The 19,646-nt window shown below is 71.6% G+C and carries 23 protein-coding genes; 16 read left to right on the top strand and 7 right to left on the bottom strand.

The genetic code is table 11. The features are described 5' to 3' along the window. Positions 1 to 98 precede the first annotated feature (98 nt). The 6 genes from BJK06_RS08760 to BJK06_RS18570 all read left to right on the top strand — a co-directional run bounded on the left by BJK06_RS08760 (position 99) and on the right by BJK06_RS18570 (position 3,823). The gene (locus tag BJK06_RS08760; protein WP_070417580.1) at positions 99 to 830 is read left to right on the top strand and encodes a bifunctional 2-polyprenyl-6-hydroxyphenol methylase/3-demethylubiquinol 3-O-methyltransferase UbiG; all 732 of its coding nucleotides are present in this window, start codon (positions 99 to 101) and stop codon (positions 828 to 830) included. Then, the gene (locus BJK06_RS08765; protein WP_070417581.1) at positions 827 to 2,635 is read left to right on the top strand and encodes an alpha/beta fold hydrolase; all 1,809 of its coding nucleotides are present in this window, start codon (positions 827 to 829) and stop codon (positions 2,633 to 2,635) included. The genes BJK06_RS08760 and BJK06_RS08765 overlap by 4 nt, the downstream gene beginning before the upstream one ends. Beyond that, on the top strand, positions 2,632 to 3,234 hold the full coding sequence (locus tag BJK06_RS08770; protein ID WP_070417582.1) for a hypothetical protein: 603 nt from the start codon (positions 2,632 to 2,634) through the stop codon (positions 3,232 to 3,234). The genes BJK06_RS08765 and BJK06_RS08770 overlap by 4 nt, the downstream gene beginning before the upstream one ends. After that, on the top strand, positions 3,231 to 3,398 hold the full coding sequence (locus BJK06_RS18565; protein ID WP_022905510.1) for a hypothetical protein: 168 nt from the start codon (positions 3,231 to 3,233) through the stop codon (positions 3,396 to 3,398). Before BJK06_RS08770 ends, BJK06_RS18565 begins: the two co-directional genes overlap by 4 nt. A gap of 71 nt (positions 3,399 to 3,469) precedes the next feature. Then, on the top strand, positions 3,470 to 3,628 hold the full coding sequence (locus BJK06_RS08775) for a hypothetical protein (protein ID WP_156794815.1): 159 nt from the start codon (positions 3,470 to 3,472) through the stop codon (positions 3,626 to 3,628). 30 nt (positions 3,629 to 3,658) lie between these two features. After that, a complete protein-coding gene (locus tag BJK06_RS18570; protein ID WP_156794816.1) occupies positions 3,659 to 3,823 on the top strand; it encodes a hypothetical protein in 165 nt (54 codons plus the stop codon). Between the two features lie 145 nt (positions 3,824 to 3,968). On the opposite strand, the gene BJK06_RS08780 is transcribed toward BJK06_RS18570, so the two are convergent. Beyond that, the gene (locus BJK06_RS08780; RefSeq protein WP_070419333.1) at positions 3,969 to 4,331 is read right to left on the bottom strand and encodes a hypothetical protein; all 363 of its coding nucleotides are present in this window, start codon (positions 4,329 to 4,331) and stop codon (positions 3,969 to 3,971) included. A 231-nt stretch (positions 4,332 to 4,562) separates the two neighbouring features. Between BJK06_RS08780 and trpS the strand changes: the two genes are divergently transcribed. Next, positions 4,563 to 5,603: a tryptophan--tRNA ligase gene (gene trpS / locus BJK06_RS08785; protein ID WP_181015168.1), complete on the top strand. Its 1,041-nt coding sequence runs from the start codon at positions 4,563 to 4,565 to the stop codon at positions 5,601 to 5,603. On the opposite strand, the gene BJK06_RS08790 is transcribed toward trpS, so the two are convergent. Further along, positions 5,584 to 6,405 carry a shikimate 5-dehydrogenase gene (locus BJK06_RS08790; protein ID WP_070417585.1) on the bottom strand — a complete coding sequence of 274 codons (822 nt, stop codon included), beginning with the start codon at positions 6,403 to 6,405 and terminating at the stop codon, positions 5,584 to 5,586. The two genes, trpS and BJK06_RS08790, sit on opposite strands and share 20 nt — an antisense overlap. Positions 6,406 to 6,540: 135 nt before the next feature. On the opposite strand from BJK06_RS08790, the gene BJK06_RS08795 reads away from it, so the two are divergent. Both BJK06_RS08795 and BJK06_RS08800 read left to right on the top strand, forming a co-directional pair. After that, entirely contained in the window at positions 6,541 to 6,732 is a 192-nt protein-coding gene (locus BJK06_RS08795; RefSeq protein WP_070419334.1) for a PspC domain-containing protein, read from the top strand. A 34-nt stretch (positions 6,733 to 6,766) separates the two neighbouring features. Next, the gene (locus BJK06_RS08800) at positions 6,767 to 8,140 is read left to right on the top strand and encodes an L-serine ammonia-lyase (RefSeq protein WP_070417586.1); all 1,374 of its coding nucleotides are present in this window, start codon (positions 6,767 to 6,769) and stop codon (positions 8,138 to 8,140) included. A gap of 18 nt (positions 8,141 to 8,158) precedes the next feature. Here BJK06_RS08800 and BJK06_RS08805 read toward each other — a convergent pair whose 3' ends face one another. The 5 genes from BJK06_RS08805 to BJK06_RS08825 are packed head-to-tail and all read right to left on the bottom strand — an operon-like array spanning position 8,159 to position 12,915. Further along, the gene (locus BJK06_RS08805) at positions 8,159 to 8,995 is read right to left on the bottom strand and encodes a class II fructose-bisphosphate aldolase (RefSeq protein ID WP_070417587.1); all 837 of its coding nucleotides are present in this window, start codon (positions 8,993 to 8,995) and stop codon (positions 8,159 to 8,161) included. Beyond that, complete coding sequence (locus BJK06_RS08810; protein WP_070417588.1) at positions 8,992 to 9,990, bottom strand: 1-phosphofructokinase family hexose kinase; 999 nt, start codon at positions 9,988 to 9,990, stop codon at positions 8,992 to 8,994. The genes BJK06_RS08805 and BJK06_RS08810 overlap by 4 nt, the downstream gene beginning before the upstream one ends. After that, complete coding sequence (gene nagA / locus BJK06_RS08815) at positions 9,987 to 11,135, bottom strand: N-acetylglucosamine-6-phosphate deacetylase (RefSeq protein ID WP_070417589.1); 1,149 nt, start codon at positions 11,133 to 11,135, stop codon at positions 9,987 to 9,989. Before nagA ends, BJK06_RS08810 begins: the two co-directional genes overlap by 4 nt. Continuing rightward, positions 11,132 to 12,037 (bottom strand): ROK family protein, encoded by a 906-nt coding sequence (locus BJK06_RS08820; RefSeq protein ID WP_070417590.1) that lies wholly within the window; start codon positions 12,035 to 12,037, stop codon positions 11,132 to 11,134. The genes nagA and BJK06_RS08820 overlap by 4 nt, the downstream gene beginning before the upstream one ends. Next, on the bottom strand, positions 12,037 to 12,915 hold the full coding sequence (locus BJK06_RS08825) for an SIS domain-containing protein (RefSeq protein ID WP_070417591.1): 879 nt from the start codon (positions 12,913 to 12,915) through the stop codon (positions 12,037 to 12,039). Before BJK06_RS08825 ends, BJK06_RS08820 begins: the two co-directional genes overlap by 1 nt. 132 nt (positions 12,916 to 13,047) lie before the next feature. Between BJK06_RS08825 and BJK06_RS08830 the strand changes: the two genes are divergently transcribed. The 7 genes from BJK06_RS08830 to BJK06_RS08860 all read left to right on the top strand — a co-directional run bounded on the left by BJK06_RS08830 (position 13,048) and on the right by BJK06_RS08860 (position 19,563). Next, positions 13,048 to 13,836, top strand: a complete 789-nt coding sequence (locus tag BJK06_RS08830) for a DeoR/GlpR family DNA-binding transcription regulator (protein WP_070419335.1) — start codon at positions 13,048 to 13,050, stop codon at positions 13,834 to 13,836. Between the two features lie 160 nt (positions 13,837 to 13,996). Continuing rightward, positions 13,997 to 15,211 (top strand): Gfo/Idh/MocA family protein, encoded by a 1,215-nt coding sequence (locus tag BJK06_RS08835; RefSeq protein ID WP_070417592.1) that lies wholly within the window; start codon positions 13,997 to 13,999, stop codon positions 15,209 to 15,211. 22 nt (positions 15,212 to 15,233) lie between these two features. Beyond that, positions 15,234 to 16,559, top strand: a complete 1,326-nt coding sequence (locus BJK06_RS08840; RefSeq protein ID WP_070417593.1) for a sugar ABC transporter substrate-binding protein — start codon at positions 15,234 to 15,236, stop codon at positions 16,557 to 16,559. Positions 16,560 to 16,731: 172 nt separating this feature from the next. Continuing rightward, the gene (locus BJK06_RS08845; protein ID WP_258027734.1) at positions 16,732 to 17,559 is read left to right on the top strand and encodes a carbohydrate ABC transporter permease; all 828 of its coding nucleotides are present in this window, start codon (positions 16,732 to 16,734) and stop codon (positions 17,557 to 17,559) included. Beyond that, positions 17,556 to 18,416 (top strand): carbohydrate ABC transporter permease, encoded by an 861-nt coding sequence (locus tag BJK06_RS08850; RefSeq protein ID WP_070417595.1) that lies wholly within the window; start codon positions 17,556 to 17,558, stop codon positions 18,414 to 18,416. Before BJK06_RS08845 ends, BJK06_RS08850 begins: the two co-directional genes overlap by 4 nt. Continuing rightward, a complete protein-coding gene (locus BJK06_RS08855) occupies positions 18,413 to 19,324 on the top strand; it encodes a hypothetical protein (protein WP_070417596.1) in 912 nt (303 codons plus the stop codon). Before BJK06_RS08850 ends, BJK06_RS08855 begins: the two co-directional genes overlap by 4 nt. After that, positions 19,321 to 19,563: a hypothetical protein gene (locus BJK06_RS08860; protein ID WP_070417597.1), complete on the top strand. Its 243-nt coding sequence runs from the start codon at positions 19,321 to 19,323 to the stop codon at positions 19,561 to 19,563. The genes BJK06_RS08855 and BJK06_RS08860 overlap by 4 nt, the downstream gene beginning before the upstream one ends. Positions 19,564 to 19,646 lie beyond the last annotated feature (83 nt).

Below are 19,646 nucleotides of genomic sequence, written 5' to 3' on the forward strand. Positions count from 1 at the left end.
CTGAGCGATCGTCGGGACTCGTGGGACTGAGCGGACGTACAGGCCTACCGTCCCTCGGTGTCGGGCCGAGGGAGCCCGGCGCCGAGGGGGGTCGGGTCGTGCAGCACACGTACGGGCAGCAGTTCGCGGAGATCTACGACGACGTCTTCCCGCCGGACCCGGGCCTCGTCGAGGTGCTCGCTTCCAGCGCACCGGCGACGGCGCTCGAGCTCGGCGTGGGGACCGGCCGCGTGGCGATCCCGCTCGCGCAGCGGGGCATCACCGTCACCGGCGTCGACCTGTCCGCCGAGATGCTCGACCGGTGCCGCGACGGCGCCGACGACGCCGGCGTCGACCTCGACCTGGTGCAGGGCTCGATGACGGACCTCCGCCTCGGACGGCGGTTCGACCTGGTCTTCTGCGTCTGCGCGTCCATCTCGATGCTGCTGACCCGCGAGCACCAGCGCGAGACGCTCGCCACCGCGCGGGACCACCTCGCCGACGGTGGCCGCCTGGTCGTCGAGACGCACAACCCGGACGCGGTGCTCGGCCTGCACGGCGGCCGTCGTCGTGAGACCTGGTTCGTCCCTCACCCGGGCGCCGGCCGTGGTCTGCAGACCTACGCGACCCTGGACGAGCCGACCGGACTCTGGCAGGTGAGTCACCTGTGGCACGACGGCGGACGGACGACCATCGGGAACGAGGTGAGCCTCCTCACACCGGTCGAGGTCCTGACGGGCCTCGGTGCGGAGCTCGGGCTCGCCGTTCGGTCCGTGACGGGCGACCGGGACGGCGGTCCGGTGACGCCGGAGTCCCCCACGTACACGGTCGAGTTCGAGGTGGCGTCGTGATCGGGTTCGTGGACCGCGTCGTCCGCAGTGTCGTCGACCGGTCGGCCGACCGCGGGAACGTGCTCGCCGCGACCGAGCGGGCCTCCGCGCTCGTGGTGCTGATGGGGAGTCTCGAGCACCTCGCGAACGCGGACAACCGCCGGACGGGCGGCCTGAACGACTGGACCCTGCTGCGGGGCTCCGCGCTCGTCCGCAACGAGCGACTGCGCCGCGTGCTCGACCGCGTCTACCGGCCCCGGGTGGTGACCGCGATGCACGGGCTCCGGGTGGCCGCCGCCCTCGTCCACCTGTCCCCGGTCCGCGACCGACGCGTCCGCGCCGCGGCGTCCGCCGTCACGGTGCTCACCGGCTACGCACTCGGGCCGCTGCACCACAACGGCGGCGACGGCAGCGACCAGGCGGCGTTCTTCACGCAGGCGCTGTCGGGTGTGGCCCGGGCCTCCGGACGACCCGCGACGGTGGACACCGCGCTGTGGGCGGTCGCGAGCCAGGCGACCCTGTCGTACCTCGTGTCGGGGTGGGTGAAGCTGATGGGTGAGCCCTGGCGGAACGGCTCGGCGCTGCTCGGGGTGATGCGCACGCGGACCTACGGTTCGGAGTGGGTGTGGCGGGTCCTGCGTGACCGGCCGGCACTGGCGCGGGTGGGCGAGGTCGCCACGCTCGTCCTCGAGTGCGCGTTCCCGATCGTGTTCGTGCTCGGCTCGAGGAGGCGCGTGGCGTACCTCGGCGCGATCGCCGGGATGCACCTCACCATCGCCGCGACCATGGGACTCGGTCGGTTCCTTCCCGCGTTCCTCGCACTGCAGCCCGCGGTGCTCTACGTCGCCGTGGACCGTCGATCGGTCGTGCCGCGTCGTCACGACGGGTTCCCGTGGGTCCTCGGCGTGATCGGGGCCACGGTCGGGACGCAGGCCGTGGTCCGGCAGGTCGTGGACGCCCGGCGCAGTCGACGTCCCCGTGCCGGGCAGACCGCGGTCGAGACGCCCGCCGGATCGCGTCTGGCCGTGCGGTACCGGCCGGCGACCTCGGGCCCGGGTGCACCCCTGGTGGTGTTCGAGAACTCGCTCGTCGCGGTCCAGGAGTACTGGGACCCGATCATCGAGGAGCTCGGCGGCGACGTCGCCACGCTGACGTACGACCGTCCCGGAACCGGGGCGAGCACGGCTCCCGGTGCGACGCTCGCCACCTACGCGGAGGACCTCCGCTTCCTCGTCGGCCGCCACGCCGGGGACGGACCCCTCTGGCTCGTCGGGCACTCGTTCGGCGGGCACCTGCTCCGACGCCACGCGGCCGAGCTCGGGCGCGACGTCGCCGGGGTGGTCCTCCTCGACCCGACCACCGGTTTCGTGGACCGACCCGACGAGGACGTCCTGACCGCCGTCCGGTCGCTCACCGACGGCTTCCCGCTGATGGAGTGGTCCCTGCGGACCGGCTGGGGATGGCTGCTCGACGCCACGACCTGGGCGATCCCCGCACGCCAGGGACGGACCGACGACCTGAGCCCCGTGTACCGGAACGCCCGACTGTGGCGCACCGGCCGTGCGGAGTGGCAGGCGGCGGAGCCGGACCTCGTCGCCGACCGACCCGGTCGCCGCATCCCCGAGGGTGCCGACGTGCTCGTCGTCACGGCGAGCACGAGCGACGAACTCCAACCGGCCGTGAGCGCCGCGCACGAACGCGTCGCGCACGAGCACGACGGTCGCCGCGAGGTCGTCCGGTCCACCCACGACGGCCTGCTCGTCCACCCCGGACCGGTCCGACGGGTCGGTGCACTCGTCCGCGAGGCGATCGGGGTGGACCGATGAGCCGCCGCAGTGACGGTCGGGCCCTGCCCCTCGCGATCGGCCTCGCGCTCTGGATCATCGCGACGGTCATCGGCCAGCACCCGAACCGTCGGTTCGACCGGGTCCGGCAGGTCGACACCGCCGCGCTGCTCATCCCGAACTGGCGCTTCTTCGCACCGATCCCCGCCTCGATGGACTTCGAGCTGCTGCACCGGTACCGGCAGGACGACGTGGTCAGCGAGTGGACGCGGACCAAGGACGTCGCAGCACGCCGGCTCCGGCACATGCTGTGGTTCCCGGACCGGCGGGTCGACAAGGGCCTGTTCGACGTGGTCGGACGGTTCCTGGTGGCAGCGGAACAGCTGCCGGACGGGTACGAGACGGGCGCCGACTACCGCGCGCTGCTCGCCTTCGTCCGCCGCGTCGTCGCCGCGCAGACCGGTGGTCGCGCCGATGCCGTCCAGTTCGCGATCGTCCGCACGGGCGGTCACGACGACAGCGTGCCCGTCGAGGAGCTCTTCGCATCCCGACGGGAACCCATGCACGACGGGGACGGCCCCCGTCGGCAGCCGGACGCCGCCTCCGCAGCGTCCGCACGACCGAAGGAGGAGACCAGATGAACGCCAACACACGGACCGCGCTGTGGTTCGCAGCACCCGTCGTGCTCATCGCCATCGCGGTGGCGATACTCCTGTTCGACCTGCCCGGCTTCGCGTGGCTGTCGGTCCTGGTCGTGCTCGGCATCGCAGCCGCAGTCTTCGTCGTCTCGGCACGACGAGAGTGACCTCGGCCCACCGGGCCGGGAACCGGGCCCAGCGCCCGACCATCACCATCGCAGAACGGAAGGAATCCAGCATGACCACCATCGCCGACATCGCGTTCGACAGCGACCGCGGGCAGCGGTTCGCACCGGAGCAGCCCCTCGCCGCGACCCCGCTCGCAGCGCTCGCCGCCACCTCGGTCTTCACGGGTGCGGTCGCCGCGTACGCGGTCGAAGAGGCCGTCGGGAACTGATCAGCAGGACATCGAGGAAGGAACCAGCGCATGCAGCAGACACGACAGCTCGACGCCGTCCCGTTCGACAGTGACGAGGCGACCACGTTCCGTGGTCTCCGTCCCGTCGCGGCCACCCCGGCAGCGGTGGCCTGGGCCGGCGCCGTCGTGGCGGCGGCCGGGGTCGGTGCCGCCATCGGGGACGCCGTCGACTGACGGAGCCGCGTGACGGCGCCGGTGGGCGCCGTGTGCGGGCAGGACGGAAGGCGCGGTGCCGGTCGGTACCGTGCCTTCCGTCGTGGACGGTGCGCGATCAGGGCGCGGGTGCGGCCGCGGGTGCGGGGTGCGGGTGTGCTCCGCGCTACGGCCGGGTGTCGACGAGCGCGACGAAGCGGCTGCCGATGCCCTCGACCTCGTGCCGGGTGAAGCCCGCGACGGGGTCCGGCGCCTGGTAGGGCTCGTGGTAGTCGCACATCAGGTGGTCCCAGTCGGGCCACCACTTCTTCGGACGTGCCTCTTCCGCGAAGCCGCAGACCACGCACTCGAGACGGACCCAGACCTTCTTGGTGCCGGTGCGGTTGGCTCGGGACTGCACGAGCCAGGCGGGCGGGTCCTGCTCGATCGCCGTGAGTTCGGCCTCGCTGAGGTGCGAGGGAATCCCGTGCCGGGTCGCCATCTCGAGGGAGATGTCGAGCCGGACGGCGGCGTCACGTCGGGAGAGCATCCGACCAGCGTAGAGCGCCGACATCGAGCGGTGGGGACGGGTGTCGCTGCGCCGACGCTCGCGCTACGATCCCGACATGCGTTCTCCTCGTTCTTCGTGGTGGCTGCGGTAGCAGCCTCCTGACGCATGGTCGCGGGCTGCACGGCAGCTCCCAGACCGCAGGACCGTCGTGCAGCCCTTTCTCTCGAGAGGGCAACTCCAGTGGACACGTTCACCGCCACACAACACCGCATGCACGACCTCGACGCCCGCATCCGGGCGCGACCGGACCGGTTCCGCGTCCTGACCGGCGAACGGCCGACCGGTCGGCTGCACCTCGGGCACTTCTTCGGCACGATCGCCGAGCGCGTCGCGCTGCAGCGGCGCGGCGTCGAGACCTTCCTGGTGCTCGCCGACTACCAGGTCATCACTGATCGGGACACCGCTGACCACGTCGCCTCGAACGTCCGCGAGGCGGTGCTCGACTACCTCGCAGCCGGACTCGACCCGGCCGCGACGACGGTCTTCACGCACTCGTCGGTGCCGGCGCTGAACCAGCTGCTGCTGCCGTTCCTCAGCCTCGTCACCGAAGCGGAGCTGCACCGCAACCCGACCGTGAAGGCCGAGGTCGCGGCATCCGGTCGCGCGCTCAGCGGCCTGATGCTCACCTACCCCGTCCACCAGGCCGCGGACATCCTGTTCTGCAAGGGCAACCTCGTCCCGGTCGGGAAGGACAACCTGCCGCACGTCGAGATGACACGGACGATCGCTCGGCGGTTCAATGACCGGTTCGGCGCGCTGTTCCCCGAGCCGGAACCGCTCGTCACGACGTCCCCCGAGGTCCCCGGTGTCGACGGCCGGAAGATGAGCAAGAGCTACGGCAACGCCATCGCGCTCGGCATGACCGACGACGAGACCGCGGACGTCATCCGACGGGCACGCACGGACGGTGATCGGCACATCACCTTCGACCCCGAGCGCCGGCCGGGGGTCGCAGCGCTCCTCACGACCGCGGCACTCTGCACGGACTCGACCCCGGAGGCGATCGCCGACGAGATCGGCTCAGCGGGCGCGGCGGCGGTGAAGCGTGTCGCGGTCGAGGCGGTCAACGAGCGCTTCGCCGCGCACCGACGCCGTCGTGCCGAACTCGCTCGCGACCCGTCGATCGTCACAGCGGTGCTGGCGGCCGGGAACCGTCGGGCGAACGAGATCGCCGAGGCGACCCTCGACGAGGTCCGCACCCTGATGGGCATGCGGTACACCGACGAGCCGATCAGGCCTCGCTGCGACTGAACTCGCTCGCCCGGCGGACCTGGTCGTCCGTCAGCGCGACGCCCGTGTACCGCTCGAACTGCCGCGCCGCCTGCAGCGCGATCACCTCGGCACCGGTGATGACCTGCTTGTGCGCGGCGCGACCGGCGCGGATCAGCGGGGTCTCGGACGGGAACGCGACCACGTCGAACACGGTCGTCGCCGCCCTGACGCGATCCTGGTCGAAGGCGAGCGTGTCCTGCTGGTCGCCGCGCATGCCGAGGGGCGTGACGTTCACCAGGACGTCGGTGACCGGCGCGTCCCGCTCGTCGGCGACCCACTCGTACCCGGACTGCGCCGCGAGGGCCGGCCCCGACTGTTCGTTGCGTGCGACCACGGTGAGGTCGTCGAACCCGGCACCCCGGAACGCCGCCGTGACCGCCTTGGCCATGCCGCCGGAGCCGCGGAGCAGCACGCTTGCGGACGGATCGACGGCGTGCGAGGCGAGCAGCGACGCGACTGCCTCGTAGTCGGTGTTCGACGCCGTGAGGACGCCGTCGTCGTTCACCACGGTGTTGATCGACTCGATCGCCGCCGCGGACTCCTCGACGACGTCGACGAGCGGGATGATCGCTTCCTTGAAGGGCATCGAGACCGAGCAGCCGCGGATGCCGAGTGCCCGGATGCCGGTCACCGCGCCGGGGAGGTCGGTCGTGGTGAACGCCTTGTAGACGAACTCCAGCCCGAGCTCGTCGTAGAGGAAGTTGTGGAAGCGAGTGCCGATGTTGCTCGGTCGAGCGGCGAGTGAGATGCAGACCTGCATGTCCTTGTTGAGGATGGGCATGTGGTCAGTCTCCCATGGCAGCAGGGATGGAGCGGTCCACAACAGCCATATGTGGAGGGGGTGGGGTTGTCCCCACCACGGATGCGGGTGTCCCCCGGATTCGATGTCGGATCGATCCTCCGTACCGTCGACGACATGAACACACTCATCCGCCCCCGCACCGGCCGCCTCCTCGCCGGGGTCTGTGCCGGCATCGCCGACCGGTTCGGCTGGTCCCGCACCCTCGTCCGCATCGCCTGGGTCATCCTGAGCCTCTTCCCGGGGCCGCTCTGGATCGCCTACGTCGTCCTCTGGATCCTCATGCCGAACCAGGGCTCCCGGCGCTGATCCCCCACCCGTCCGGACGGGTTAGTGTGGCGGGGTGCCGGTCTCCGTCTTCGATCTGTTCAGCATCGGGATCGGTCCGTCGAGTTCCCACACCGTCGGACCGATGCGGGCCGGACGTGCCTTCGCCGCCCGCGTGGCCGAGGCTCCCGTCGCGACGATCGCCGTCGACCTCTACGGCTCCCTGGCCTCGACCGGCCAGGGCCACGGGACGCTCGGCGCGGTCGTCGCCGGCCTGATGGGGTCCGACCCCGAGACCGTGGACCCCGACGCGATGACCCGATCGCTCGCCGAGCTCGAGGAGACCGGCGTGCTCCGGCTCCAGGATGGGGCGAGCGTCCCGTTCCGGCTCGCCGACATCGTGCTCCACCCGCTGACGATGCTCCCCCGCCACCCGAACGCCATGCGGCTCCGCGCCGCCGACGCGTCCGGGGCGACCATCGCCGAGGAGACGTACTACTCGATCGGCGGCGGCTTCGTCACGAACGACTCCGAGGGGGACGTCGCCGAGACCGCGATCCCCGTCGACGACGCCGTGCCGTACCCGTTCTCGAGCGGCGCCGAGCTGCTCGCGGCCTGCGCGGCGAGCGGTCTGCCGGTCAGCGGGGTCGCACTCGCCAACGAGACCGCCACGCGCAGCACCGACGACGTCCGGGCCGGCCTCCTCCGCATCCACGGCGTCATGGAGTCCTGCGTCGAACGGTCCGTCGAACGCTCCGGCACGCTCCCGGGCGGGCTCACCGTGCGACGCCGCGCCGCGAACTGGTTCGAGCAGCTCACCGCCGACGACCCCGGGCACGACCCGCTCTTCGCGATGGAGTGGGTGAACCTCATGGCGATGGCCGTCAACGAGGAGAACGCCACCGGTGGGCGAGTGGTCACCGCGCCGACGAACGGTGCCGCCGGCATCATCCCCGCCGTCCTGTACTACGCGCTCACCTACGTGCCGACGGTCACGACGGCGAACCGCGACGACACCGTGGTGCGCTTCCTGCTGACCGCGGGCGCCGTCGGTTCGATCTACAAGGAGCGCGCGTCGATCTCCGGCGCCGAGGTCGGCTGCCAGGGCGAGGTCGGATCGGCGGCGTCGATGGCCGCCGCAGGGCTCGCCGAAGTGCTCGGAGGAACGCCCGAGCAGGTCGAGAACGCCGCCGAGATCGCCATGGAGCACAACCTCGGGCTCACCTGCGACCCGATCGGCGGGCTCGTCCAGATCCCGTGCATCGAGCGGAACGCCATCGCCGCGAACAAGGCGATCAACGCGGCGCGGATGGCGCTGCGGGGTGACGGCGTGCACCACGTGTCGCTCGACCAGGTCGTCGAGACGATGCGGCAGACCGGCGCCGACATGTCCACGAAGTACAAGGAGACCGCGATGGGCGGGCTCGCGGTGAACGTCCCGCTCTGCTGAGCTCCGCCCTCGGGCGGGTCAGCCGTGCAGCAGCGTCAGCAGCCGGGCCGTCTCGGTGGCGATGGCGTCGCGCCCTGCGGAGACGTACTTGCGGGGATCGACCACGTCCGGACCTTCGTCGAGCACCGCTCGCAGGGCCCGGGTGAAGAGGCCGTTCAGGTGCGTGGAGATGTTGATCTTCGTCATGCCCGCCCGGACGGCTGCCCGCAGCTCGTCGTCCGACAGCCCCGAGGAGCCGTGCAGGACGAGCGGGACCGGCACCGTGGCGCGGAGCTGCTCGACGAGCGTCCGGTCCACCGACGCCTCGCGCGTCTGCATCGCGTGGGACGTCCCGACGGCGACCGCCAGTGCGTCCACACCGGTGTCGGCGACGAAGGCAGCGGCGTCGTGCGGATCCGTGCGCACACCGGGAGCGTGCACGCCGTCCTTGCCGCCCACCTCACCGAGCTCGGCCTCGATCGCGACCCCGGCGTCGTGGCACCGGACTGCCAGTCGGCGGGTGGCCTCCACGTTCGCGGCGAAGTCGAGGTGCGATCCGTCGTACATGATCGAGTCCACCCCGAGGTCGATGCCGGCGAGCACGAGCTCGGGGTCCTCGATGTGGTCGAGGTGCACGAGGACCTCGACGTCCGCGGACCGCGCGATCGCCGCGGTCGCCGTCGTGATCGGGGCGAGGCCGCCGTGGTAGCGGACGCAGTTCTCGCTGATCTGCAGGACCACGGGGAGCCCCGCTCGCTCGGCGCCGGCGACGATCGCCTCGGCGTGTTCCAGCAGCACCACGTTGAACGCCCCGACGCCGCGGTGTGCGGTCCGTGCGGCGTCGAGCAGTCCGGTGAGGGCGAGGTCGGTGATCATGCGTGGCTCCAGGTCGGGTCGGAGGGTCGTGTGCCGGACCGGGCACCGTCGTCGTCCGCGAGGAACCGGCGGACGGCGTCGACGTCGACCTCGCCGGCGACGGGCCGGAGGACGGCGGCGGCGCCGAACGCGGCAGCGGATCGGAGCGCGGCGTGGTCGACGCCAGGCGTGGACGGCGCGGTCGTGGTCGGACTCGTCGGGCCGTCGGACGACCCGCGCAACAGCGCGGCGAGGAGCCCGGCGGTGGCCGCGTCGCCGGCACCCGTGGGGTTACCGGAGACTCCGGGGACGGCGCGCACCTCGGTGACCCCGGTGCGCGTGTGTGCCGCCAGACCGGCCGCGCCACGGGACACCACGACGGCGCCCGCGCCACGGTCGAGCAGCTGCAGGGCGCCGCTCCGCTCGTCGTCGGCACCGGTCGCCTCGAGGAGTTCGTCGCGGTTGGGCTTGCAGATCGTCGCCCCGGCGTCGGCGGCCGCGAGGAGCGCACCACCCGGACAGTCGACGAGGCTCGGCACCCCGCGCATCCGAGCGGCGGCCACCCAGTCCGCGACGACGCCCGGATCGGCGCGGTGCGGCAGGGACCCCGAGACGACGAGGAACTCGACGTCGCCGTCGAGCTGCTGACCGATCACGTCCGTGACGGCGACCCACTCGTCGGTGGTCACCTCGGGTCCGGGCTCGCCGAACATCGTCGGGTGCTCGACGTCGTCGACGACGGTGACCGTGGTGCGGGTCTCCCCCGTCACCGCGATGTCGACGTGCGTGAGACCGAGGGCGTCGAGGCCGTCGGCGATCCACCGACCGGGAGCCGCGCCGAGCGGCAGGACGGCGCGGGACGGGATCCCGACCGCGTCGAGCACCCGCCCGACGTTGAGGCCCTTGCCACCCGGACGACGGGCGAGGTCCAGGACGCGCTGCGTCGTCCCGACGTGCTGACGGGCGACACGGTAGGTCACGTCCACCGCCGGGTTGGGCGTCACGATGAGGATCACCGGTGCACCGCCGCGGTCGTCCGCAGGTCGAGGACGCGCCAGGGCTCCGACCGCGCGGCACTGCTGGGGCCCTCGTCGATCACGAGCAGGTCGGCGGGAGCGCCGACCGAGAGCGGCGCCGGGAGGCCGAGCAGGCGTGCCGGTCGCGCCGACGTCGCCGCGACGACCTCGGGCAGCGGGGTGCCACCGTCGAGGAGGCGTCGGGCGGCGTCCCGCACGGTGATGGTGCTGCCGGCGAGGGACGAGCCGTCGGTGAGCAGCGCGACGCCGTCACGGACCGAGACCGCCGAACCCGCGATCGCGTGCTCGCCGTCGCCGCAGCCCGTGGCGGCCATCGCGTCCGAGACGAGCACGAGGCGGTCCGGCGCGGCTCGCCGCACGAGTTCGACCGCCGCGGGATCGAGGTGGTGCCCGTCGACGATGCACTCGACCAGGACACGGTCGTCGGTCAGGGCGACGCCGACCGGGCCCGGCCGTCGGTGGTGCAGTGGAGGCATGCCGTTGAAGAGGTGCGTGACGAGGGTGGCACCGGCGTCGATCGCTGCGCGCGTCTCGTCGGCGGAGGCATCGGTGTGGCCGATCGCGACGACGACGCCGGCGTCGACGAGGCGGCCCACGGCGTCGATCGCTCCGGGGAGTTCCGGTGCGAGCGTGACGATCCGGAGCGCGCCGTCCGCCGCTGTGAGGAAGTCGTCGAGCTCCGCCGGGTCCGGTGCGTGCAGGAGGTCCGACCGGTGGGCACCGCGGCGCGCGGGTGACAGCCACGGTCCCTCGAGGTGGAGCCCGGCGAGCGTGCCCTCGGCGACGAGGACACGGAGGCGTCCGAGTGCTGCGCGCGTCTCGGCGACCGGGCCCGTCGCGACGGACGCGATGAGCGACGTCGTCCCGCGTGCGCGGTGGTGGCCCGCAGCGAGCGCGGCACCGTCCGTCGTGGCCGTGGCGAAGTCGTGCCCGAGCGCCCCGTGGGCGTGCAGGTCGACCGCCCCCGGCAGCAGCGTTCCCTCGATCGTCACCGCGGTGTCGGTCCGCGGGGGCGTCCCGGATCCGCTCTCGAGGACCGTACCGGCGTCGTCGACCGCCAACCACCCGTCGTGGAGGTCGTGCGTCGCGGTGAGGATCCGCCGCGCACGCACCAGGGTGCTCATGCGTGCACCTCGGCGTCGAGCGCCGTGCGCGCCATCAGCCCGGCACCGATGGCACCGGCGGCATCGCCGTGCCGTGCCGGGGCGAGGACCGGGACGCGCAACCCCGGGAGCCGTTCGACGAGGGCCGTCCGGAGCGGATCGAACAGCAGCGGGCCGGACTCGGCCAGTCCCCCGCCCACGATGATCGTGTGGCAGCCGGCGACCGTCGTGGTCCACGCCAGGGCGTCCGCGAGCACGTCGATGCACTCGTGCCAGGCCGTGGTGGCCACCGGGTCCCCGGCGCGGACGCGGAGCATCGCCTCGTGTGCCGAGGTGGAGCCCGACCGACGGGCGACTCCCCCTGCGGACGCGATCTCCTCGACGCGGCGCCCCGCGTGCGGCCCGGCGGGGATCCGGACCTGTCCGATCTCCCCCGCCCAACCGCCGCCCCCGACGACCACGCCGTCGACGACGAGGGCACTCGCGAGTCCGGTGCCGACCGGGACGAAGGCGACGGAACCACGGGTGAGCGCCGGTGCCGCGCCGGAGGTCTCCGCCAGGGCGCCGGCACGCACGTCGTGTCCGAAGGCCAGCGGGACGTCGATCCCCCGTGCGGCGAACTCGGCCCGGACCCGGTCCCGCACCGGGACGTCCCGCCACCCGAGGTTCACCGCGAGGACGACGGTGCCGGCCCCGTCGTCCACGACACCCGGCGTCACGAGGCCCACCGCATCGAGGTCGCCACGGCGCAGCGCCCGTTCGGCGAGCTCCGCCACGACGGTGGCGAGCATCGTCGCGTCGGTGTCGCCGCGCGGCGTCGGGACGCGGGTCTCGTCGAGGACGAGTCCGTCGGCGCCGGTCAGTCGGGCCTTGATGCCCGTGCCGCCGACGTCGACCCCGAGCACCGCGCCTGCACCGCGCATCAGGTGAGGATGACCGAACGGGTGAGCGAGCGGGGGTTGTCCGGGTCGAGGCCGCGTCCCTCGGCGAGGGCGACCGCGAACCGGTGCACCACGACGAGCCCGGCGATCGGGTCGAGGTCGTGCTGGACGAAGCGCGCACCGGTCGCAGCGACCTCGTCCGCGAGCCCCTCCGGCGCGGTTCCGAGCGACCAGACGAGTCGGCCGGGCTGGGCGATCGCGATCGGACCGTGCCGGTAGTCCATGGCGGGGTAGGACTCCGCCCAGAACTGCGCTGCCTCGCGCGTCTTGAGGGCGGCCTCGAACGTGAGGCCGACCGCCGGACCGCGGCCCACGAAGGTGACCTGCTCAGCATCGAGGAGGTCGTCGATCGGGAGGCCGAGGGCGGTCTCGGCCTGTGCTGCGAGGGCGTCCACGTCGTCACCGATCGACGCACGGAGGAGCGCGAGCGTGGTCGTCGCGAAGCGCGTCTGCACGACCGAGCGCTCGTCGGCGAAGGGCAGTGCCACGACGACGTCGGCGACGGCGGCGGCCGGGCTGTCCGGGACCGCGGTGACGAGCACGGTGCGTCGGCCGCGCAGGGCCTGCAACAGGTCCACGATCTCGGTCGTGGTGCCGGACCGGCTGATCGTCACGACCCGGTCGTAGTCGCGGCCGATCGGGTACTCCGAGCCGGCGAAGGCGTCCGTCACGCCCAGGCCCGCCTGCTCACGGGCGACGGCGTAGCTCATCGCGATGAACCAGCTCGTCCCGCAGCCGACCACGGCCACGCGTTCTCCGGGCTGGGGGAGCGACGCCTCGAACGACGAGAGGAGCGCGGCGGCAGCGCGCCACGTCTCCGGCTGCGACGTCAGTTCTGCGCTCACGAAGGTGTCGGTCATGGGTGCCTTCCGGTCCGGTTCGATCCGGGTGATCGATGATGAGGAAGCGTAGCGAGCGATCGTGCGCGATGGAAGAGCAAAACGTCATTCCCGATCATCAGGGATGCGCGGTGACGCCATAAGATGGCCGACATGACCCCTCAACAGCGGCTCAACGCCCTGCTCGAACTGGTGAGCGAACGCGGCAACGTGTCGATCGCCGAGATCGGGGAGCTGCTCGGGATCTCGCCCGCGACCGCCCGACGCGACCTCGCGACGCTGGCGGACCAGCGCCTGGTCACCCGCACCCACGGCGGTGCCGCGGCGCTCGGGGCAGGCTACGAACTGCCACTGCAGTACAAGATCGCCCGTCAGGCCGAGGCGAAGACCGCGATCGCCCGCGCCGCCTCGCGGCTGGTGCAGCCCGGCGACACCGTCGGGTTGAACGGGGGGACGACGACGACCGAGGTCGCCCGTGAGCTCGGCAAGAGCGAGCGCTTCACCCGGGCGGACGGCGAGTACGGGGTGACGATCGTCACCAACGCGTTGAACATCGGGTACGAGCTGTCGGTCCGCGCCAACGTCAAGATCGTGGTCACGGGCGGCGTCGCGCGGCGGCAGTCCTACGAGCTCGTGGGCCCGCTCGTCCGGGACACCCTGGACGAGTTCGCGCTCGACGTGGTCGTGCTCGGTGTCGACGGGCTGAGCGGCCAGTACGGCGCCACGACCATGCACGAGGGCGAGGCGGAGGTCAGTCGGCACTTCGCGTCCGTCGGGCGCCGGGTGATCGTGGTCGCCGACTCGACCAAGATCGAACGGGCGACCTTCGCGCGGATCTGTCCGCTCGACCGGATCGACGCACTCGTCACCGACCAGCCCGTCCCGTCGGCGTTCGCCGCGGAGCTCGCCAGTGCCGGTGTGGAGCTCGTCGTCGCCGACTGAGCGGACGAGTCCTCCGGGGGACTCCCCGGCGTAGGTCTGTGCACGACGTTTCGATCGTGTAAAACCATCCACACCCTCCCCATGAGCGTTCGTTGAGCGCCTATTGTGCATTCATGATCGATTCGGCATCATGGGCGTCACAATCACGCAAGGGAGCGAGATGAGCATGGGTGACGCGTTCACAGGACGACCACTACGGGTCGGCATCGTCGGCATGGGGCAGCGTGCGGCGATCGCCCGCCACGTGGCCGAGGCGGCTGCCGCCGCTCCCGACCTGGAGGCGCGGGTCGTCGCCGTCGCCGAGGTCACCCAGCAGGGGCGCGAGCGTGCCCGGGCCGAGTACCCGGACGCCCTCGTCGTCGAGCACCACGGGGGACTCGTCGGGGTCGTCGACGCGGCGATCGTGACGACCCCCGACTGGACGCACGCCGCGATCGCGATCGACCTGCTCCGCGCCGGCATCGCGGTCTACCTCGAGAAGCCCATGGCCATCACGGTCGAGGACGCCGACGCCGTCCTCGACACCGCGGCGGAGACCGGCACGCCGCTGTACGTCGGGCACAACTTCCGTCACGCCGCGGTCGTGCGGCTGATGCGCGAGATCGTCGACCGCGGGGAGATCGGCCAGGTCAAGGCGGTCTGGTGCCGGCACTTCGTCGGCAACGGCGGCGATTACTACTTCAAAGACTGGCACGCCGACCGCACCAAGGTGAACTCCCTGCTCCTGCAGAAGGCCAGCCACGACCTCGACGTCATCCACGCGCTCGGCGGAGGGGACACCGCGCGGGTCGTCGGCATGGGGTCGCTGTCGGTCTACGGCGACGTCACCGACCGTCGCGACCGCAGCGGCGAGCTCATGGGGGACTGGTTCTCCCTCGACAACTGGCCGCCCCTCGAGCAGACCGGGTTGAACCCCGTCGTCGACGTCGAGGACGTGTCGATGGTGATGATGACCCTCGACAACGGTGTGCAGGCGAGTTACGAGCAGTGCCACTTCACGCCGGACTACTGGCGCAACTACACGGTCATCGGGACCGAGGGACGGCTCGAGAACATCGGCGACACCGGCGGTGGCGTCGTGAAGGTCTGGAGCCGTCGTCGCGGCTGGGACGTCGCGGGGGATCGCGAGTACCCGATCGACGGGGTCGCCGCCGGCCACGCCGATGCCGACCTCCTCACCATGACCGAGTTCCTCCGGCACGTCGCGCTGGGGGAGCCGACGACCCTCGCGCCGATCGCGGCCCGTGCCGCCGTCGCCGCAGGAGCGCTCGCGACCCGGTCGCTCCGGAACGGCTCCGTCCCCATCGACGTCCCGCCGCTCGCGGCCTCGACGATCGCCCACTTCACCGACCCCACCCCGGCCGTCACCCGCTGACGGACTCGCGAAAGGACACCCGATGCACGCACCCACCTCTGCCAAGGGCCGCGGCCGTCGCCGTGCGCTCCTCGGCGCCGTCGCCGCGATCGGCGCAGCCGTGCTCCTCGCCGGCTGCAGCACGTCCTCCGGCGCCTCCAGCGCCGGTGGCGACTACGAGAAGGCCGCCAAGGACACCAAGGCGACCCTGACGTACGCCGTCTGGGACGAGAACCAGGTCAAGGCGATCAAGGCGAACCTCGAAGGCTTCAACGAGGAGTACCCGGACATCAAGGTCAACGTGGACGTGACCCCGTTCGCCAGCTACTGGACGAAGCTGCAGACCCAGGGCTCGAGCAACACCCTGCCCGACGTGTTCTGGATGAACGGCCCGAACTTCCAGCTCTACGCGGCGAACGGCAAGCTCGCGTCGATCACCGGTGAGGTCGAGGCCGGCGCGATCGACCCCGCGAAGTACTCGTCCGCCCTCAACGACCTGTACACGTACGACAAGACCCAGTACGGCGTCCCCAAGGACTTCGACACCATCGGCGTCTGGATGAACAAGGCGCTCTTCGAGAAGGCCGGGGTCGCCATGCCCTCGAAGGACTGGACCTGGGACGACTTCCAGAAGACCGGAGCCGAGCTCTCCGAGAAGCTCACGGCCGACGGCGCGTACGGCGCTGCCGGCGGCATGGACGGGCAGACCACCTACTACGACACGATCTTCCAGGCCGGTGGGAACGTGATCGACGCGGACGGCACGAAGTCCGAGTACGACACCGCCGCCGCCGAGGCCGGGCTGCAGTTCTGGACCGACCTCATCGCGTCCGGGGCGTCGCCCTCGATCAAGCAGCTGACCGACACCACCGCCGACCAGTGGTTCACCTCGGGCAAGCTCGCCATGTACCAGGGCGGCAGCTGGTTCCGCTCCGCGTTGACCGGCACCGACCTCGAGAAGGACGTCGTCGTGTACCCGCTCCCCAAGGGCAAGGAGCAGGCGACGGTCATCCACGGTGTCTCCAACGTCGTGTCCGCGAACACGAAGAACAAGGCCGCCGCACAGGCGCTCCAGGTCTACCTCGCGAGCAAGCAGGCCCAGCAGCAACAGGGCGACATGGGTGCGGTGATCCCGGCGTACGAGGGCACGCAGAGCGCCTTCACGAAGACGATGCCGGACGCCGACCTGCAGGTCTTCCTCGACGCGGTGGACTACGCCAAGCCGCTCCCGGTCTCGAAGAACACGGCGGCGTGGAACACCCTCGAGACGAACCTGCTGCCGAGTGCCTTCGACGGATCGACCCCGGTCGACGACGTGGCGAAGCAGCTCGCGCAGAAGATGGACGCCGCCCTCACCAAGGAACAGTGAGCCCCACACCGTGACGATCCACACCGAGCGACACCCGACCTCGGACGCCCCGGCCCGGACGCAGCGCGCGTCCGGGCCCGGGGCCCCGGGCTCCCGGCGTCCGACCGCCGGCACGACCAGACCTCGGGCGCACCGGACCGACGGGTTCTGGCCGTGGCTGTTCGTCCTCCCGTTGCTCGTCGGCGTCGGGACGTTCTACATCTGGCCGATCATCCAGACGTTCTGGTACTCCTTCACCACCTGGGGTGTGTTCGGCGGCGCCACCTTCTCCGGCATCGCGAACTACGTCCGGCTGGTCTCCGATCCGCAGCTCTACCAGTCGCTGCTCAACACGGTGATCTACACGGTGATCGTCCTGCTCGGCATCCCCGTGGCGGTCTGGCTCGCCAGTCTGCTCAACACCCCGGGCCTGCGGTTCGCGCAGTTCTACCGTGTGCTCTTCTTCCTGCCCTACGTCGCCATGCCCGCCGCGATCGCACTCGTCTGGCGGATCATGTTCAACGGCGACTACGGCATCGTGAACTGGTTCATCGGGCTGTTCGGGATCGACGGGCCGTACTGGATCTCGACGCCCGGCTTCGCACTCGTCGCGGTGAGCCTCGTCGGGCTGTGGTCCTCGCTCGGGTTCTCGATGATCATCCTCGGTGCCGGCCTCAAGGACATCCCGCCCGAGCTGTACGAGGCAGCCGAGCTCGACGGCGCCTCTCGCTGGCGGCAGTTCCGGTCGTTGACGGTGCCGCTCCTCAGCCCGAGCATCTTCTTCGTGGTGATCGTCACGACCATCTCGAGCTTCCAGCTGTTCGACCTGCTCTACGCGATCCTCGGCAGCACCAACCCGGTGATCCCGAAGACGATGTCCCTCGTCTTCTACTTCTACAGCGCCGGCTTCATCGACAACGACAAGGGCTTCGCGGCGGCGATCGCGATGGTGATCTTCGTCCTCATCGGCATCGTCACGCTCGTGCAGTTCCGGTTCCAGCGGAAGTGGGTCCAGGCATGACCGCCACCGTCACACCGACCAGGACCGGCCGCCGGCCGGGGCGCCGCGGCGGCAGCCACTGGTGGATCCACGTCGTCCTCGGCGTCGGCGGGTTCGTCATGGCGTTCCCGTTCCTCTGGCAGATCATCATGTCCCTGTCGACGAACGCGCAGGTGCAGTCCGTCACACCGACCTTCTGGCCGGGGGAGCTGCAGTGGCAGAACTACGCGCAGGTGTTCGAACGCCTGCCGTTCCTGAGCCAGCTCGGGACGTCGGTGATGGTCACGATCACCCGGACGCTCGCGCAGATCGTGCTCTGCACCCTCGCCGGCTACGCGTTCGCCCGCATGCGGTTCCGCGGCCGGGCGATCCTGCTCGCGATCGTCCTGTCGATCCTGCTCGTCCCGTCGCAGGTGTACCTGATCTCCCAGTACCAGATCGTGCAGGGGCTCGGATGGTTGGACACCCTGATGGGCATCGTCGCACCGGGGCTGTTCAGTGCCTTCGGGACGTTCCTGATGCGGACCGCGTTCCTCAACCTCCCCCCGGAGCTCGAGGAAGCCGCTCGGATGGACGGCGCGAACCCGTTCCAGACCTTCTGGCGCATCATGCTGCCGTTGGCCCGCCCGTCGATCAGCGTGCTGGCGATCACCACGGTCCTCTGGTCGTGGAACGAGCTGCTCTGGCCGCTCGTCGTGTCGACCCGTGCCGAGGACATGCCGCTCGCCGCAGGCCTCGCGACCCTCTCCAGCGACCGCACGATCGACTACCCCGTGCTCATGGCCGCGAGCCTCATGGCCATGGCACCGGTGCTGATCATGTTCGTCGTGCTGCAACGCCGCGTGATCGACGGCCTGGCCGCGTCCGGACTGAAGTGACGCCCGACCACGACCGGCCCGAACCCGACCGGCCCGGCCGCGACCGGCTCGACCGCGACCGGCCCGACCACGACCGGATCGTGCACGACGGGACCGAGCTCCTCGCCGCGGCGATCGGAACCGTCCCCGACCCAGGAGAGCTGGCCGCCGCACTCGAATCGACCGTCCACGGCCTGCCCGACAGCGCGATCGTCCACGTCCTCCGCGCCGTCCGACCCCGGACGGCGGCCTGGCTCCGTGCCCACGGCGCCTCGGCCGACCAGGCGGCCGACAGCATCGCGGACGTCGACCGCAAGCTCGCGCGGTACGGCCTCCGGGGAACCGGCCTGGACTGGTTCTGCGCGGTCCTCACCGCCCGCGTGGTGACGGTGGGGCGCCTCCAGTTCGAGATCGGCGACACGGCGGCCGACGGCTCCGCGGCCTGGGGCGTCCACGTCCCCGAGACGGGTCCCCTCGACGCCCTCGCGTGCGACCGATCGTTCGACGAAGCGCCCGCGATCCTCCGTGCCGTGGCACCGGCGCACGTGGCCGGCTGGTGGCAGTGCCGCTCATGGATCCTCGACCCCGGGCTCGCCGACGTGCTCGGCCCGGACGCGAACCTCGTACGGTTCGCCCGCCGCTTCGAACTGGGACCGCCCTCGTCCGGTGACGCCGCCGAAGGGGACGGCGGTGTCGCGAAGTTCGTCCTCGGCACGACGCTGCCCGACGCCCGCGCGGCGGTGTCACGCGGGTCGATCCCCTCCGGCCGCCTCGCCGCCGGGGTCGCAGCCCGGTGGCGGTCGGGCGAGCACTGGACGGCCCGCACCGGGACGATCCGGGTCGCCGACCCGGGGCGACCGCCCGGAGCGCGATCGTCCGGAGCGGCCCGACCCGGTGCCAGCACCCCGGGCGTACCGTCCCTCCCATGACGAAGCCCGACCGCGACCACCTCGACGACGGTGTCGACATGTCCTTCGAAGAACGCCGCCAGGACACCTTCCGACGCATGTCCGGCTCCGACGAGCACGACGCCGACCCACGGGTCGAGGTGTCCCGCGCCGAGGACGGCGACGTCCGCATCGACGTCTCCGACAGCGCCGCGGTCCGCCCCGGCGGCGGGACCTCGCAGCGACCCCGCGGTGACGGGGACGCGAACACCGCGGATTGAGGCTTCCGCGATCCGGTCCCGGCCAGGAGCGTGCGGAGCAGACCGCGTTCCGCGGACAACGGGCACCATCGGATCGACGCGAG

Origin of the sequence: Curtobacterium sp. BH-2-1-1 (assembly GCF_001806325.1) — a bacterium.
Classification (GTDB): domain Bacteria; phylum Actinomycetota; class Actinomycetes; order Actinomycetales; family Microbacteriaceae; genus Curtobacterium.